Raw genomic sequence first — 13688 nt, 5'->3', positions numbered from 1 at the left:
GGACGTCTGTCACCGGTCCACGCCTCCCATCACCGGGTCGATCCCGGCCACCGCGACGATGACGTCGGCCACCTGGCCGCCCTCGCACATCGCCGCCATCGACTGCAGATTGGTGAACGACGGGTCCCGGAAGTGGACCCGGTACGGGCGGGTCCCGCCGTCGCTGACCACGTGCACGCCCAGCTCGCCCTTGGGCGACTCGACCGCCGCGTAGGCCTGGCCGACCGGGACCCGGAAGCCCTCGGTGACCAGCTTGAAGTGGTGGATCAGGGCCTCCATCGAGGTGCCCATGATCTTCCGGATGTGGTCGAGGGAGTTGCCCATCCCGTCCGGGCCGACGGCGAGTTGGGCCGGCCAGGCGATCTTCTTGTCGGCCACCATGACCGGGCCGGGGCGCAGCCGGTCCAGACACTGCTCGACGATCCGCAGCGACTGCTTCATCTCCTCCAGGCGGATCAGGAAGCGGCCGTAGGAGTCGGCGCTGTCGGCGATCGCGACCTCGAAGTCGTAGTTCTCGTAGCCGCAGTACGGGTCGGTCTTGCGCAGGTCGTGCGGCAGGCCGGTGGCGCGCAGGATCGGGCCGGTGGCGCCGAGGGCGAGGCAGCCGGGCAGGTCGAGGAAGCCGACGTCGACCAGGCGGGCCTTGAACACCGGGTTGCCGGTGGCGAGCTTGTCGTACTCGTGCATCCGGGAGCGGATGGTCTTCACGGCCTCGCGGATCTGGTCGACCGCGCCGGGCGGGAGGTCCTGGGCGAGGCCGCCGGGGCGGACGTACGCGTGGTTCATCCGCAGGCCGGTGACCAGTTCGAAGACGTCCAGGATCAGCTCGCGGTCGCGGAAGCCGTAGATCATCAGGGTGGTGGAGCCGATCTCCATGCCGCCGGTGGCCAGGCAGACCAGGTGGGAGGCGATCCGGTTGAGCTCCATCATCAGTACCCGGATGACGTTGGCCCGCTCGGGGACGTCGTCGGTGATGCCGAGCAGCTTCTCGACCGCCAGGCAGTAGGCGGTCTCGTTGAACAGCGGGGTCAGGTAGTCCATGCGGGTCACGAAGGTGGTGCCCTGGACCCAGCTGCGGAACTCCATGTTCTTCTCGATGCCGGTGTGCAGGTAGCCGATGCCGCAGCGGGCTTCCGTCACCGTCTCGCCGTCGATCTCCAGGATCAGCCGCAACACCCCGTGGGTGGAGGGGTGCTGGGGGCCCATGTTGACGATGATGCGCTCGTCGTCGGCCCGGCCGACGGCCTCGACCACCTCGCCCCAGTCGCCGCCGGTGACCGTGAAGACCCGGCCCTCGGTGGTGTCCCGGGCACCCGCCTCGGCGGTGCCGTCCCGGTGCGTCTCCTCGTAGTGCTGGGTGTTCATCAGCTGTACGACCTCCGCTGGTCGGGCGCCGGGATCTGGGCGCCCTTGTACTCGACGGGGATGCCGCCGAGCGGGTAGTCCTTGCGCTGCGGGTGACCCAGCCAGTCGTCCGGCATCATGATCCGGGTGAGCGCCGGGTGGCCCTCGAAGACCAGGCCGAAGAAGTCGTAGGCCTCGCGCTCGTGCCAGTCGTTGGTCGGGTAGACGCTGACCACCGACGGGACGCGCGGGTCGGCGTCCGGCGCGGTGACCTCCAGCCGGATCAGCCGGCCGTGGGTGATCGAGCGCAGGTGGTAGACCGCGTGCAGTTCGCGGCCCTGGTCGCCCGGGTAGTGCACTCCGCTCACCCCGAGGCAGAGCTCGAAGCGGAGCGCCGGGTCGTCGCGCAGGGTGCGGGCGGTGCGCAGCAGGTGCTCGCGGGCGATGTGGAAGGTGAGTTCGGCGTGGTCGACGACGGTCTTCTCGATCACCTCCGCGGGGTCGAGGCCCTGTTCCTCCAGGGCGCCCTCCAGCTCGTCGGCGACCTCGTCGAACCAGCCGCCGTAGGGGCGCTCGCTGGCCGAGGGCAGGGCGATCGGGGCGACCAGCCCGCCGAAGCCGGAGGTGTCGCCGGTGCCCTGGGCGCCGAACATGCCCTGCCGGCGGCCGACCACCTCGACCGGGATCTCGCGGTGCGGCTGCTCGCGGCGGGTCTCGGGTACCTGGTCGTTCATCGCAGCAGCCCCCGCATCTCGCTCACCGGGGTCGCCTGCAGCGCGAGCGCCTCGCCCAACTCCTCGGCGCGGCGCTTGTTCGCGCCGAGCGGCTCGTGCTGGATCTTGTCGTGCAGCTTCAGGATCGCGTCCATCAGCATCTCCGGGCGGGGCGGACAGCCGGGCAGGTAGATGTCCACCGGGACGATGTGGTCGACGCCCTGCACGATCGCGTAGTTGTTGAACATCCCGCCCGAGGAGGCGCAGACGCCCATGGAGATGACCCACTTCGGATTGGCCATCTGGTCGTAGACCTGGCGCAACACGGGCGCCATCTTCTGGCTCACCCGACCGGCCACGATCATCAGGTCGGCCTGCCGGGGGGAGCCCCGGAACACCTCCATGCCGAACCTGGCCAGGTCGTAGCGGCCCGCGCCGGTGGTCATCATCTCGATCGCGCAGCAGGCCAGCCCGAAGGTGGCCGGGAAGAGCGACGCCTTGCGCACCCAGCCGGCGGCCGTCTCCACGGTCGTGAGCAGAAAGCCGCTCGGCAGCTTCTCCTCGATTCCCATCAGATCCCTCTCAATGCCCTCAAGTCCGTTGGCTTGTCCGCACGTTCACAAAGTCAGCGGTCAGTCCCACTCCAGACCGCCGCGGCGCCAGACGTAGGCGTAGGCGACGAAGACGGTGGCGATGAACAGGAGCATCTCGACCAGCCCGAAAATCCCCAGGGCGTCGAAGCTCACGGCCCACGGGTAGAGGAAGACGATCTCGATGTCGAAGACGATGAAGAGCATCGCCGTCAGGTAGTACTTGATCGGGAACCGACCGCCGCCCACGGGCTGCGGGGTCGGCTCGATGCCGCACTCGTACGCCTCCAGCTTGGCCCGGTTGTAGCGCTTGGGGCCGGTCAGTGAGGCCATCACGACGGAGCCGACCGCGAACGCCGCCGCGATGGCACCGAGTACGAGGATCGGCGCGTAGGCATTCATAGCCCCCGCTCCCTCCGTCCAGTCGTCCTTGACTGCAGATCGGAACCGACGGGTCACACTGGGGTGAACCCGGCGCTCCAGTTCCCGGATCCACCCCATGTGAGGCAGTTCACAAAGCCTGGAACGAGCGCATCCTATGCCCGTGGGCTTGTGATCTGCGACACGCAGTTCAGGGCGATCTTTGTGATCTACGACACCTCGCGAATGATGGCGAAGGTGAGCATGACGATATTTGTCAACGCAAAGAAGTCAAATGGTCACAAGCTGTCGCTTTTATCTGCGAAGCGGCTGGTCAGAGCCGCACGCCTATATCAACTATGCATCGCCGAGAGCAAATTTCCGGGCGTCATGTTGACGTGTTATAGCGTCTCACCCGCAGGGGTGGCGGCTCCGCGAACGCCCGCTTGACCCTTCGTTCACAAGCGCGCGAGCCGTGCTCAGGCCCCGCTCTCCCACGCCCAGGCGGCGATGCCCACCCGGTTCCGGGCACCGAGCTTCCGCTGGACCGAGGCCAGGTGGTTCTTCACCGTTCCGGCGCTGATGAACAGCTCCGCCGCGATCTCCGCATTGGTCGCGCCGTCCGCGACCAGACGCGCGATCTCCTTCTCCCGTGCCGTGAGTTCCTCGACCGGGCCGACCTGCGGACGCTCCGCTCTCCCGCCGGCCGCCGGCCGCTGCGGTGTGCCGCTCGACAGTCGACGGAGCAGCCGGACGGTGATCTGCGGACTGATCAACGCGTCCCCCGCGACGGCGGACCGCACCGCCTCCGCCAGCAGCGCCGGTCCCGAGCGCTTGAGCAGGAAACCCGCCGCACCCGCGCGGATCGCCTCGTGCACATACTCGTCCAGGTCGAAGGTGGTCACCACGACCACCCGGAACTCCCCACCCAGGCGCCTGGTCAGCTCCAGCCCGTCCAGCCGGGGCATCCGGATGTCGGCGAGGATGACGTCCGGCCGGAGCCGCTGGGCCAGGGCGACCGCCGCCTCGCCGTCCGCGGCCTCGTTCACCACCTCGATGTCCGGCTGGGCGTCGAGGATGATCCGGTACGCGCTGCGGATCGCCTCGTCGTCGTCGGCGAGAAGCACCCTGATCGTCATCGGCCCACGCCTCCGTCCTTCTGCCGGTACGGTCCCGGCGCCGTTCTTGCCGTTCCCGTCATTCGTTCCGTTCGCGTTGGTCGTTCTCTTCGCGTTGGTCGTTCCGTTCGCGCCGCTCCCCCGGCGCAGACCGCCGGGCCCGTCACCACGCCTTCAGCGGCATGGTCACCGCCACCTGCCAGCCGCCACCCTCCCGGCCGGCGGCGAGCGTGCCGCCGAGCGCCTCCACCCGGGCGGCCAGCCCCGCCAGCCCACTGCCTCCCCGGCGCGGCCCGGACGGCTGCGCCGCCACACCGCCGTCGTCCCGTACCCGCACCGACAGCCGCCGCCCCTCCCGGCGCACCCGGACCTCGACCACACGGGCGGCGGGCGCGTGCCGCCGCACATTGGTCAGGGCCTCCACCACGACCCGGTAGGCGGTGGCCGCCACCTCCCGGGGCACCCCCGGCTCCTCCGCGGGGGCGTCCAGCCGCACCGTCACTCCGCCCGAGTCCGCGAACCGCTCGGTGAGTTCGGTGAGTTCGGCCAGGCCGGGCTGCGGACCGCGCTCCGGACCGTCGGTGTCCTCGCTGCGCAGCAGCCGGACCGTCCGGTCGAGCGAGGCCAGGGCCTGCAGCCCGGCCTGCTCTATCCGCTCGAACAGAGCGGCCGCCCGCACCGGGTCGGAGGCCGCCAGCACCATGCCCGCCTGCGCCTGGGCGACCATCCCGCTGACGTCATGGGCGACGAAGTCGTGCAGGTCGTGGGCGAGTTCGAGCCGCTGGGAGCGGCGCGCGGCGGACACCGAGCGGCGCCGGGCCTCGTCCAGCCCGCGCAGGTAGAGCCCGACCAGGACCGCCGGCAGCGCGAAGGCCGAGCCGAACCCGAAGAGCGTCAGCGCGTCCTGCGGGCCCTCGATCGCCTGGAACCGGGAGGGCCAGAGCGCGACCGCGCCACCGACCGTCCAGACCGCCACCGCCCCGCGCCGACCGCCCTCGGCCCGCAACGCCACGACCACCAGGAGCAGCAGCAGGGCGAGTTCGAGCAGACCGACCAGGGCCGGCCAGCGATCGGCCTCGGTCCACCGCCCGGCGGCCCAGACGCCGGCCGATGCCCCGGCCGACACCGCACCGGCCGCACCGGCCACCGCCGCCACTCCGAACCGGGAGCGCAGCAACCACCCGTAGAGGACCGCCACCGGGGCGGCAAGCGAAAGCATCTGACTCATCGTCGCCTCCTTCCTGCCGGGAAGCCTACGGATCGCCCGAGCGCTCCGCCTGTGCCGATCGGCACATTTCCGCACCCGTTCCGAGCAGCCAGGACAGCCCGATCGGCACTGATGGAAGGCCCCCTCCGGCGGCCACTCTTGATCCCGTCGGACCGGCCGCCGCGGCCGGTCCCGGAGGGGAGTCCGCCACCATGTCCGCCACCGCACCCGCCGCACCCACCGCACCGGCCACCGCCGCCGGCCTCGCCGCCCGCACTGCCCGCGCTGCCCGCACAACCCGCGCCGTCCGCCCCGCCGGCACCCCGCGCTGGGCCGAGCGGGCCGCCCTCGCCACCGTCTGGACGACCGTCCCGTCCGGACTCTGGCGGCTCGCCCTCGGGGTGGGGATCCCGGTCGGCTTCAGCGGGGAGCTGGCCGCGGCCTTCGACCCCTACGTCCCGGGCTGGGGCACCGTGTACGTCCTCGCGCTCAGCGGGCTGGCCGAGCTGCTGGCCTTCCTCACCCTGGGGCTGGTCCGTCCCTGGGGCGAGGTGCTCCCGCGCCGGATCCCGCTGATCGGCGGCCGGGCCGTCCGGCCGTGGGCCGCGATCGTCCCGGCGGCCCTCGGCTCCACCGCCCTGACCGCGATGGGCATGTCGGCGCTGTTCGGCGGCTGGGCCTCGGCGATGAGCGGTCCCGGTGCTCCGCGGGGCCTCGCCGGGGTGATCATGACCCTCTGCTACCTGCCGCTGGTCGCCTGGGGTCCGCTGCTCGCCGCGGTCACCTTCGCCTACGCCCGCCGCACCCTGGGGCGGCGCCGGTGAGCACCGCGCCCGACCGTCACACCGCCGTCGGCTCCCGCTCCGCCGGTACCGCCTCCGGCCGCGGCGCCAAGGCGGTCCGCCGCCCCCACTCGGTGCCGACCAGGACGAGGGCGCCACCCAGCAGGGCCGACGGCCCGAGGTGGTTGTCCGCCAGGGTGATGCCGAACACCGCGGCCCAGAGCGGTTCGGTGCCCAGCAGCAGGCTGACCCGTGAGGGCGAGGTGGTGCGGACGGCCCGCATCTGCACGAAGAACGCGAACAGCGTGCAGAGCAGGGCCAGATGCAGCAGCCAACCCCACTGGGCCGGCCCATAGGCGGCCGCGACCGTCCAGGGCAACGGGCCGGCGAACGGCGCGACGGCGGCGAACACCAACGTCGCGGCCGCGAGCTGGACCCAGGTGACGGCCAGCGTGTCGCTCTCCCGGATCGCCCGGACCCGGGCGGTGGCCAGCACGTTGACCGTCCGCACGACGGCGGCGCCGAGCATCAGCAGGTCCCCCGAGGCCGGGGCCCGCAGGCCGCCGTCCCCGGTGAGCAGCGCGATGCCCACCACCGCCAGACCGGCCGCCGCGAGGAAGGAGCGCGGCAGCGGCGTCCGGGCCAACGCACTCTCCGCGAGCGGGGTGAACACGATCGTGAGGCTGATGATCAGGCCCGCGTTGGTCGCCGAGGTGTGCACCGCGCCGAACGTCTCAAGGAGGAAGATCCCACCGAGCACCAGTCCCAGCCCGGCCCCGCCCAGCCACTCGGCGCGCCGCAGCCGTCGCAGCGAGCGCCAGGCCGCCGGCCCCAGGACGGGCAGCACCAGACCGAACCGCAGCACCAGCATCGCCACCACCGTGCCCGGTTCGGCCACCCGCTGCACCGCCAGGAAGCTCGATCCCCACACCACCGCCACCAGCAGCACCGGCAGATCACGCAACAGAGCGGAGGACGGAGCACGCACGGCGAAGCCTCTCGAAGCGTTCGAGGCCCGAGGCCTCGAAGGTGCCGGACCGGCACACGAGAGTCGCGCACGTCGTCGGACGGATCACTGAGCGGGGCGGAGCGGGGCCCGCCATCCTCGCGCACCCGACCGCTCACGATCAACGGCTTTCCGCCCCCTACCGGATCCCCACCCCGCCGTGAATGATGTCGCCATGCCAACGCAGCCGTCCCCCACCCACCGGAAGGCCCGTCACATGAGGCGCAAGCACTGGGCGTTGTTCGCCGCCGCCACCGTCCTCCCGCTCGTCGCGAGCACCGGCACCGCCGTCGCGGACACCCCGTCGACCGGCGCTGGCGCGGCCAGCACCACCTGCACCTACACGCCGGCCGTCCCGGCCGACAACTTCAAGGGCATCCCGGTCTTCGACGCCCGGAAGGCCGCCAAGCCGTACAAAGCGACCCTGAAGACCTCCCAGGGCTCGATCACATTCCAGGCGCTCACCGACAAGGCCCCCTGCACGACCTTCTCGTTCCGCTTCCTCGCCGAACGCGACTACTTCGACCGCAGCCACTGCCACCGGCTGACCACCCAGCGGCTCTACGTCCTGCAGTGCGGGGACCCGACCGGAACCGGCAGCGGCGGCCCGGGCTACTCCTTCCCCGACGAGAACCTGGAGGGCGCCACCTACCCGGCCGGCACGGTCGCCATGGCCAACGCGGGGCCCAACACCAATGGCAGCCAGTTCTTCTTCGTCTGGAAGGACACCAAGCTCTCCCCCGCCTACACCCCGTTCGGCCGGGTCACCGACGGCCTGGACGTGCTGCAGAAGATCGCGGCCGGAGGTGAGGACGACCAGAACAACCCCGGTGACGGCTTCCCCACCCTGCCCGTGAACATCCGCAACGTGAAGATCTCCGCCCGCTGAGCCATCCGGTGAACTCCCGTACGGTGGAGCAGAACGTCGGCGGCCACCGAACGGCCGCACGAATCCGGCCACCCGACCGGCCACCCCGGCAGGCCGCGGACACCGCACGGGAGCAGCACCGCATGGACAGCAGGATCTGGGAAAGCGTCGACCACCTGGTCGCCTGGCTCGACGAGGAGAGCCCGCTCCCCCCGCAGGAGGAGCGGCTCGCCCGCATCCTCAAGCTCTCCGAGGAGGTCGGCGAGGTCAGTGCCGCCGTGATCGGCGCCACCGGCCAGAACCCGCGCAAGGGGGTCACCCACAGCTGGGAGGACGTCCAGCACGAGCTGTGCGACGTCGTCTTCTCCGCGCTGGTCGCGCTGCGCACGCTCACCCCGGACGCCGCCCAGGTGTTCGCCGACCGCCTCGCCTACGTCGAGCAGCGCTCCGCGGCCAGCCGCAACCTGGACCGCTGACCCGGCCGCCGGTGAACCGACCGGGGCCGCCGGACCGCTGACCCGGCCGCCGGCGGGAGCGAGCGCCCGACCGCTGGCGGCCCCGTTGGTCAGGCGTTCGGCGCCACCTTGGCCAGGCCGTTGATGATGCGGTCCATGGCGTCGCCGCCCTGCGGGTCGGTGAGGTTGGCGAGGAGCTTGAGCACGAACTTCATCAGCATCGGGTGGGTCAGCCCGCGCTGGGTGGCGAGCTGCATGACCTTCGGGTTGCCGATGAGCTTCACGAAGGCCCGGCCGAGCGTGTAGTAGCCGCCGTAGACGTCCTTGAGGATGCGCGGGTAGGCCTGCAGCGCGCGCTCCCGGCCTCCGTCGGTCACCCGCGCGAGGGCCTGGACGATGACCCCGGCGGCGATCTGGCCGGATTCCATCGCGTAGGCGATGCCCTCGCCGTTGAACGGGTTGACCATGCCGCCCGCGTCGCCGACCAGCAGCAGGCCGCGGGTGTAGTGCGGCTGCCGGTTGAAGGCCATCGGCAGCGCGGCCCCCCGGATCGGGTCGGTCATGTTCTCCGGGGTGTAGCCCCACTCCTCCGGCATGCTGGCGCACCAGGCCTTCAGGACCTCGCGCCAGTCCAGCTCGCCGAAGGCCGGCGAGGAGTTGAGGATGCCGAGGCCGACGTTGGAGGTGCCGTCGCCCATGCCGAAGACCCAGCCGTAGCCGGGCAGCAGCTTGCGCTCCCCGCCGCGGGTGTCCCACAGCTCCAGCCAGGACTCCAGGTAGTCGTCGTCGTGGCGCGGGGAGGTGAAGTAGGTGCGGTAGGCGACGCCCATCGGGCGGTCCTCCCTGCGGTGCAGACCCATCGCGAGCGACAGCCGGGTGGAGTTGCCGTCGGCGGCCACGACCAGCGGGGCGCGGAAGGTCACCGGGCGCTTCTCGTCGCCGAGCCTGGCGGTGACCCCGACGATCCGGCCGGTCCGCTCGTCCAGCACCGGGCCGCTGACGTTGCAGCGCTCGTAGAGCCGGGCCCCGGCCTTCTCGGCCTGACGGGCGAGCAGCTCGTCGAAGTCGGCCCGCTTGCGGACCAGGCCGTAGTCCGGGAAGGCCGACAGCTCGGGCCAGTCCAGCTCCAGCCGGACCCCGCCGCCGATGATCCGCAGGCCCTTGTTGTGCAGCCAGCCGTCCTCGGTGGACACGTCGATGCCCATGTCCACCAACTGCTTGGTGGCCCGCGGGGTGAGACCGTCTCCGCAGACCTTCTCCCGGGGGAAGCTGGTCTTCTCCAGCAGCAGCACGTCCAGGCCCGCCTGCGCGAGGTGGTAGGCGGTGGTGGACCCGGCCGGGCCGGCGCCGACCACGATGACGTCCGCGGTGCTCTCCACAACGCCTGCGCTCAGGTCAACAGCGGTCTCGGACACGGTGGGCACACTCCTGCTGGGGGGGTCGGCCGGCCGGTGGGGGCCGGCACGGCTGGGCTTGGACGAGTCTATGAGCTGCGGACGGCGCCGCGGCCGGCCGCGCGACTCGCCCGCGCGACCGGCCACACAGGCAGGTCAGACCTTGTAGGCCCGGTGCAGGGCGACGATCCCGCCGGTCAGGTTGCGCCAGGCCACCTTGGACCAGCCGGCCTCCTGCAGCCGGGCGGCCAGCGCCGGCTTGTCGGGCCACTCGCGGATCGACTCGGCGAGGTAGACGTAGGCGTCCGGGTTGCTGCTGACCGCGGTGGCGACCGGCGGCAGCGCGCGCATCAGGTACTCCGTGTAGACGGTCCGGAACGGCGTCCAGGTCGGCGTGGAGAACTCGCAGATGACCAGCTTGCCGCCGGGCCTGGTGACCCGCAGCAGCTCGCTCAGCGCCGCGTCGGTGTCCTGGACGTTGCGCAGCGCGAAGGAGATCGTCACCGAGTCGAAGGTGTCGTCGGCGAACGGCAGCCTGGTGGCGTCACCCGCGGTCAGCGCCAGCTCGGGGTGGCGGCGCTTGCCCTCGGCGAGCATGCCGACCGAGAAGTCGCACGGGACGACCCGCGCCCCGGCCTCAGCGAAGGGCAGCGAGGAGGTGCCGGTGCCGGCCCCGAGGTCGAGCACGACGTCCCCCGGCCCGGCGGCCACCGCCTCGGCCACCGCACGGCGCCAGGCACGGGCCTGGCCGAGCGAGAGAACGTCGTTGGTGCGGTCGTACTTGGCCGCGACGTCGTCGAACATGGCGGCGACTTCGTGCGGCTGCTTGTCCAGAGAGGCTCGGGTCACGCCCCCATTGTTCACCCTGGCTCCGACGATCCGGGCAAGGGGGCGTCTTCCGGGCACCCCGGGCACCCCGGTCGGGTGCCTCGGGAACACCCGGGCGCGGTCGCGGGCCCGCCGGAGCAGCCGCCCGCCGCCTCAGTGCTGGGCGCGCCGCCCGCCCGCGCGGCGCCGCCGGCGCGAGCGCTTGCCCTGCGTTATCGCCGGCATCCCGTCGGCCAGCGCCTCGGTCGCCATGGCGACGGTGGTGGCGAACCGGTTCTGCCCGCTACGGACGGCCACCGCCCGCCGGTGCCGCCGGATCCGCAGCACGCAGACGGCGAACAGCAGCACCGCGACCGGCACACTGAACCGCGCCAGCCCGACGCCCACCGGCTGCGGGTAGGTGTCGCCGCAGATCCGCACCGCCTTCGGCTCGTCGGCCGCGTGCTCCAGGCAGACGGCCTCCCCCACCTTGGTGCCGTCGGCCAGCGGGAGTGCGGTGGCGGTGTGGTGCTGGCCGGCCGCCTGGTAGCTGACGGTGCTGTAGGAGCCGCCGCCGGTCGGCAGCTGCGTCACCACGCCCTCGACCCGCACCGGGTGGGCCCCGATCCGGTCGGCCTGCTCGGCCTGACGCCACCCCAGCAGGCACATCCCGACGGCCAGCACGGCGCTGAGCACGGCGGTGAGGTACCAGCCACGGCCCAACCGCGGGGATCGCTGCGGGGGGACGGTCGCGGATCGCATGGTTCCTGTCCTGGCTTGCTTCCGGGGCCTGGGACGGGGCCCCGTCGCCCGCGGGCACGGGCGGAGGTGAGGTGGGACGGTACGGACTGAGCTGAGCCGGATGCTATCCGCTGGCGGGCCCTCAGGTCACGGTGAAGGGACAATCAGGCCAGGCCGACGAAGCCGCAGTTCAGTGGCACACGAAGCAAGTCCCGGTCGTCGCAAGGGAGTACGAGGAACCGGGAGCGGCCCCGGGGCGAACCGCACGACTACCGGCGAGTAGGGTGCGACCGGGGCACGGGCGGCGCCGCCCTCAGCGCCGCCGGAACACCAGCCGGCCGGCCAGCACCGTGGCCCGGCAACCCCCGACCCACGGACCGCCCGTACCCACCGATCCGCCCGTACCCACCGGATCGCCCCCGTGCCCCTCGACGCCCTCCGCCCCGGGCGCGAACACCGCGAAGTCCGCCCGGCCACCGACGGCCACCCGCCCGTGCAGGGCTCCGGCGAGCGGCAGCACCGCCAGCGGGTCCAACGGCCCGGCCACCCCCGCGCCGACCCCGTCGCCGGCCGCGCCGACCCCGGCCCCGGCCCCGGCCCCCGGCAGCACGGTCAGGCCCGACCGGGCCACCGCCGTCCGCACCGCGGCACGCTCGAACGGCCCGGCCACCGCCGTCACGCCGAAGCCGAGCATCCGCTGCAGCCCGCGCCGGGCACTCGCCCCGCAGCGCGCCTCGTCCCGCTCCCCCGCCAGCCCGTCCGGCACCGGCTCGTCCCCGACCCCTTCGCGCGGGTCCGGGTGGTACGTCCGCTCCAGCAGCCAGTGCCCGTACGGGTTGCGCAGCCCCGGCGTGAGCAGCGCGTCGCCCCAGTCCCGGACCCGGGCCTCCGGGTGCGCCGCCGCCAGCCCGGCGTACGCGCCGACCGCCTCGACCAGTTCGCCACGCACCAGCACCGCCCCGTCCGGGTGGGACGGGGCGGTGGGATCGGCCGGGTCGGGCAGCACGAGGGCGGCCCGGTGCAGGGTCAGCACGGTGGGACGGGACCTCAGGCGTTGTCGAGGATCTTCAGCTCGGGGTGCGCGGTGCCGCCCTCGATCGCGGTGGAGGCGATGTGCGAGGCGACCCGCGGGTCGACCGGGTCGTTGGCCGGGTCGTCCAGCACCCGCAGGTGCTCGTACGTGGTCGAGCGCTGCGCGGGGACGCGGCCGGCGGCCCGGATCAGGTGGATCAGCTCGGTGAGGTTGGAGCGGTGCTTGGCACCGGCCGCCGAGACCACGTTCTCCTCCAGCATGACCGAGCCGAGGTCGTCCGCGCCGTAGTGCAGCGACAGCTGGCCGGCCTCCTTGCCGGTGGTCAGCCAGGAGCCCTGGATGTGGGCGACGTTGTCGAGGAACAGGCGGGCGATGGCGATCATCCGCAGGTACTCGAAGACGGTCGCCTGGGTCGAGCCCTTCAGGTGGTTGTTCTGCGGCTGGTAGGTGTAGGGGATGAAGGCGCGGAAGCCGCCGGTGCGGTCCTGCACGTCGCGGATCATCCGCAGGTGCTCGATCCGCTCGGCGTTGGTCTCGCCGGTGCCCATCAGCATGGTGGAGGTGGACTCCACGCCCAGGCCGTGGGCGGCCTCCATGATCTCCAGCCAGCGCTCGCCGGACTCCTTGAGCGGCGCGATCGCCTTGCGCGGGCGCTCCGGCAGCAGTTCGGCACCGGCCCCGGCGAAGGAGTCCAGGCCCGCCCGGTGGATCCGGGTGATCGCCTCCTCGATCGGGACGCCGGAGATCCGCGCCATGTGGTCGACCTCGGACGCGCCCAGCGAGTGGATCACCAGCTGCGGGAACTCCGCCTTGATCGCCGAGAAGGCGCGCTCGTAGTACTCGACGCCGTAGTCCGGGTGGTGGCCGCCCTGGAACATGATCTGGGTGCCGCCCAGCTCGACGGTCTCGGCGCAGCGGCGCAGGATCTCGTCCAGCTCGCGGGACCAGCCCTTGTCGCTCTTCGGCGGCACGTAGAAGGCGCAGAACTTGCACGCCGTCACGCAGACGTTGGTGTAGTTGATGTTGCGCTCGATGATGTACGTCGCGATGTGCTCGGTCCCCGCGTAGCGGCGGCGGCGCACCGCGTCGGCGGCCGAGCCGAGCGCGTGCAGCGGGGCGGAGCGGTAGAGCTCCAGCGCCTCCTGCGGGCTGATCCGGCCACCGCCGGCCGCCCGGTCGAGGACGGCCTGCAGGTCGGTGCTGGGCGCATCGAAGGTGGTCGCTGCGAGCTCGGACACCTGGCGGCCTTCTCTCTCTCGGGACTTCACGT

At 72.3% G+C, this 13688-nt stretch carries 15 protein-coding genes; 3 read left to right on the top strand and 12 right to left on the bottom strand.

Going from position 1 to position 13688, the window contains the following annotated elements:
• Positions 1-9: 9 nt before the first annotated feature.
• The 6 genes from ACFVUH_RS28175 to ACFVUH_RS28150 form a co-directional block, all read right to left on the bottom strand.
• On the bottom strand, positions 10-1365 hold the full coding sequence (locus tag ACFVUH_RS28175; protein WP_355374350.1) for an NADH-quinone oxidoreductase subunit D: 1356 nt from the start codon (positions 1363-1365) through the stop codon (positions 10-12).
• Positions 1365-2078 carry an NADH-quinone oxidoreductase subunit C gene (locus ACFVUH_RS28170; protein WP_387916085.1) on the bottom strand — a complete coding sequence of 238 codons (714 nt, stop codon included), beginning with the start codon at positions 2076-2078 and terminating at the stop codon, positions 1365-1367. Before ACFVUH_RS28170 ends, ACFVUH_RS28175 begins: the two co-directional genes overlap by 1 nt.
• Positions 2075-2629, bottom strand: a complete 555-nt coding sequence (locus ACFVUH_RS28165; protein WP_355374348.1) for an NADH-quinone oxidoreductase subunit B family protein — start codon at positions 2627-2629, stop codon at positions 2075-2077. Before ACFVUH_RS28165 ends, ACFVUH_RS28170 begins: the two co-directional genes overlap by 4 nt.
• Before the next feature lie 60 nt (positions 2630-2689).
• Complete coding sequence (locus tag ACFVUH_RS28160; protein ID WP_014137597.1) at positions 2690-3049, bottom strand: NADH-quinone oxidoreductase subunit A; 360 nt, start codon at positions 3047-3049, stop codon at positions 2690-2692.
• A 437-nt stretch (positions 3050-3486) separates the two neighbouring features.
• Complete coding sequence (locus ACFVUH_RS28155) at positions 3487-4146, bottom strand: response regulator transcription factor (protein WP_355374342.1); 660 nt, start codon at positions 4144-4146, stop codon at positions 3487-3489.
• A 142-nt stretch (positions 4147-4288) separates the two neighbouring features.
• Entirely contained in the window at positions 4289-5353 is a 1065-nt protein-coding gene (locus ACFVUH_RS28150; RefSeq protein WP_387916080.1) for a sensor histidine kinase, read from the bottom strand.
• Between the two features lie 191 nt (positions 5354-5544).
• On the opposite strand from ACFVUH_RS28150, the gene ACFVUH_RS28145 reads away from it, so the two are divergent.
• Entirely contained in the window at positions 5545-6156 is a 612-nt protein-coding gene (locus tag ACFVUH_RS28145) for a hypothetical protein (RefSeq protein WP_387916079.1), read from the top strand.
• A gap of 16 nt (positions 6157-6172) precedes the next feature.
• Here the strand turns inward: ACFVUH_RS28145 and ACFVUH_RS28140 are convergent, their stop codons facing one another.
• Positions 6173-7078: a DMT family transporter gene (locus ACFVUH_RS28140; RefSeq protein WP_387916078.1), complete on the bottom strand. Its 906-nt coding sequence runs from the start codon at positions 7076-7078 to the stop codon at positions 6173-6175.
• 217 nt (positions 7079-7295) lie between these two features.
• On the opposite strand from ACFVUH_RS28140, the gene ACFVUH_RS28135 reads away from it, so the two are divergent.
• Together ACFVUH_RS28135 and ACFVUH_RS28130 are read left to right on the top strand one after the other, a co-directional pair.
• Positions 7296-8009, top strand: a complete 714-nt coding sequence (locus ACFVUH_RS28135; RefSeq protein ID WP_387916077.1) for a peptidylprolyl isomerase — start codon at positions 7296-7298, stop codon at positions 8007-8009.
• A 122-nt stretch (positions 8010-8131) separates the two neighbouring features.
• The gene (locus ACFVUH_RS28130) at positions 8132-8464 is read left to right on the top strand and encodes a MazG-like family protein (protein ID WP_387916075.1); all 333 of its coding nucleotides are present in this window, start codon (positions 8132-8134) and stop codon (positions 8462-8464) included.
• Between the two features lie 89 nt (positions 8465-8553).
• Here ACFVUH_RS28130 and ACFVUH_RS28125 read toward each other — a convergent pair whose 3' ends face one another.
• From ACFVUH_RS28125 to mqnC, 5 genes are all read right to left on the bottom strand, one after another.
• Positions 8554-9837, bottom strand: a complete 1284-nt coding sequence (locus tag ACFVUH_RS28125) for a geranylgeranyl reductase family protein (RefSeq protein ID WP_387916159.1) — start codon at positions 9835-9837, stop codon at positions 8554-8556.
• 156 nt (positions 9838-9993) lie between these two features.
• Positions 9994-10686 (bottom strand): demethylmenaquinone methyltransferase, encoded by a 693-nt coding sequence (locus ACFVUH_RS28120; protein ID WP_387916073.1) that lies wholly within the window; start codon positions 10684-10686, stop codon positions 9994-9996.
• A 132-nt stretch (positions 10687-10818) separates the two neighbouring features.
• Positions 10819-11406, bottom strand: coding sequence for a hypothetical protein (locus tag ACFVUH_RS28115; RefSeq protein WP_355374323.1), 588 nt, complete (start codon positions 11404-11406; stop codon positions 10819-10821).
• Positions 11407-11698: 292 nt separating this feature from the next.
• A complete protein-coding gene (locus ACFVUH_RS28110; protein ID WP_387916071.1) occupies positions 11699-12418 on the bottom strand; it encodes a hypothetical protein in 720 nt (239 codons plus the stop codon).
• Positions 12419-12432: 14 nt separating this feature from the next.
• The gene (mqnC, locus tag ACFVUH_RS28105) at positions 12433-13656 is read right to left on the bottom strand and encodes a cyclic dehypoxanthinyl futalosine synthase (protein ID WP_355374317.1); all 1224 of its coding nucleotides are present in this window, start codon (positions 13654-13656) and stop codon (positions 12433-12435) included.
• Positions 13657-13688: the final 32 nt, after the last annotated feature.

The sequence above is a fragment of the Kitasatospora sp. NPDC058032 genome (genome assembly GCF_042885845.1).
Classification (GTDB): domain Bacteria; phylum Actinomycetota; class Actinomycetes; order Streptomycetales; family Streptomycetaceae; genus Kitasatospora.
The sequence above is the reverse complement of the archived record's forward strand: the minus strand, read 5'-3'. Positions and strand labels throughout refer to the sequence as shown.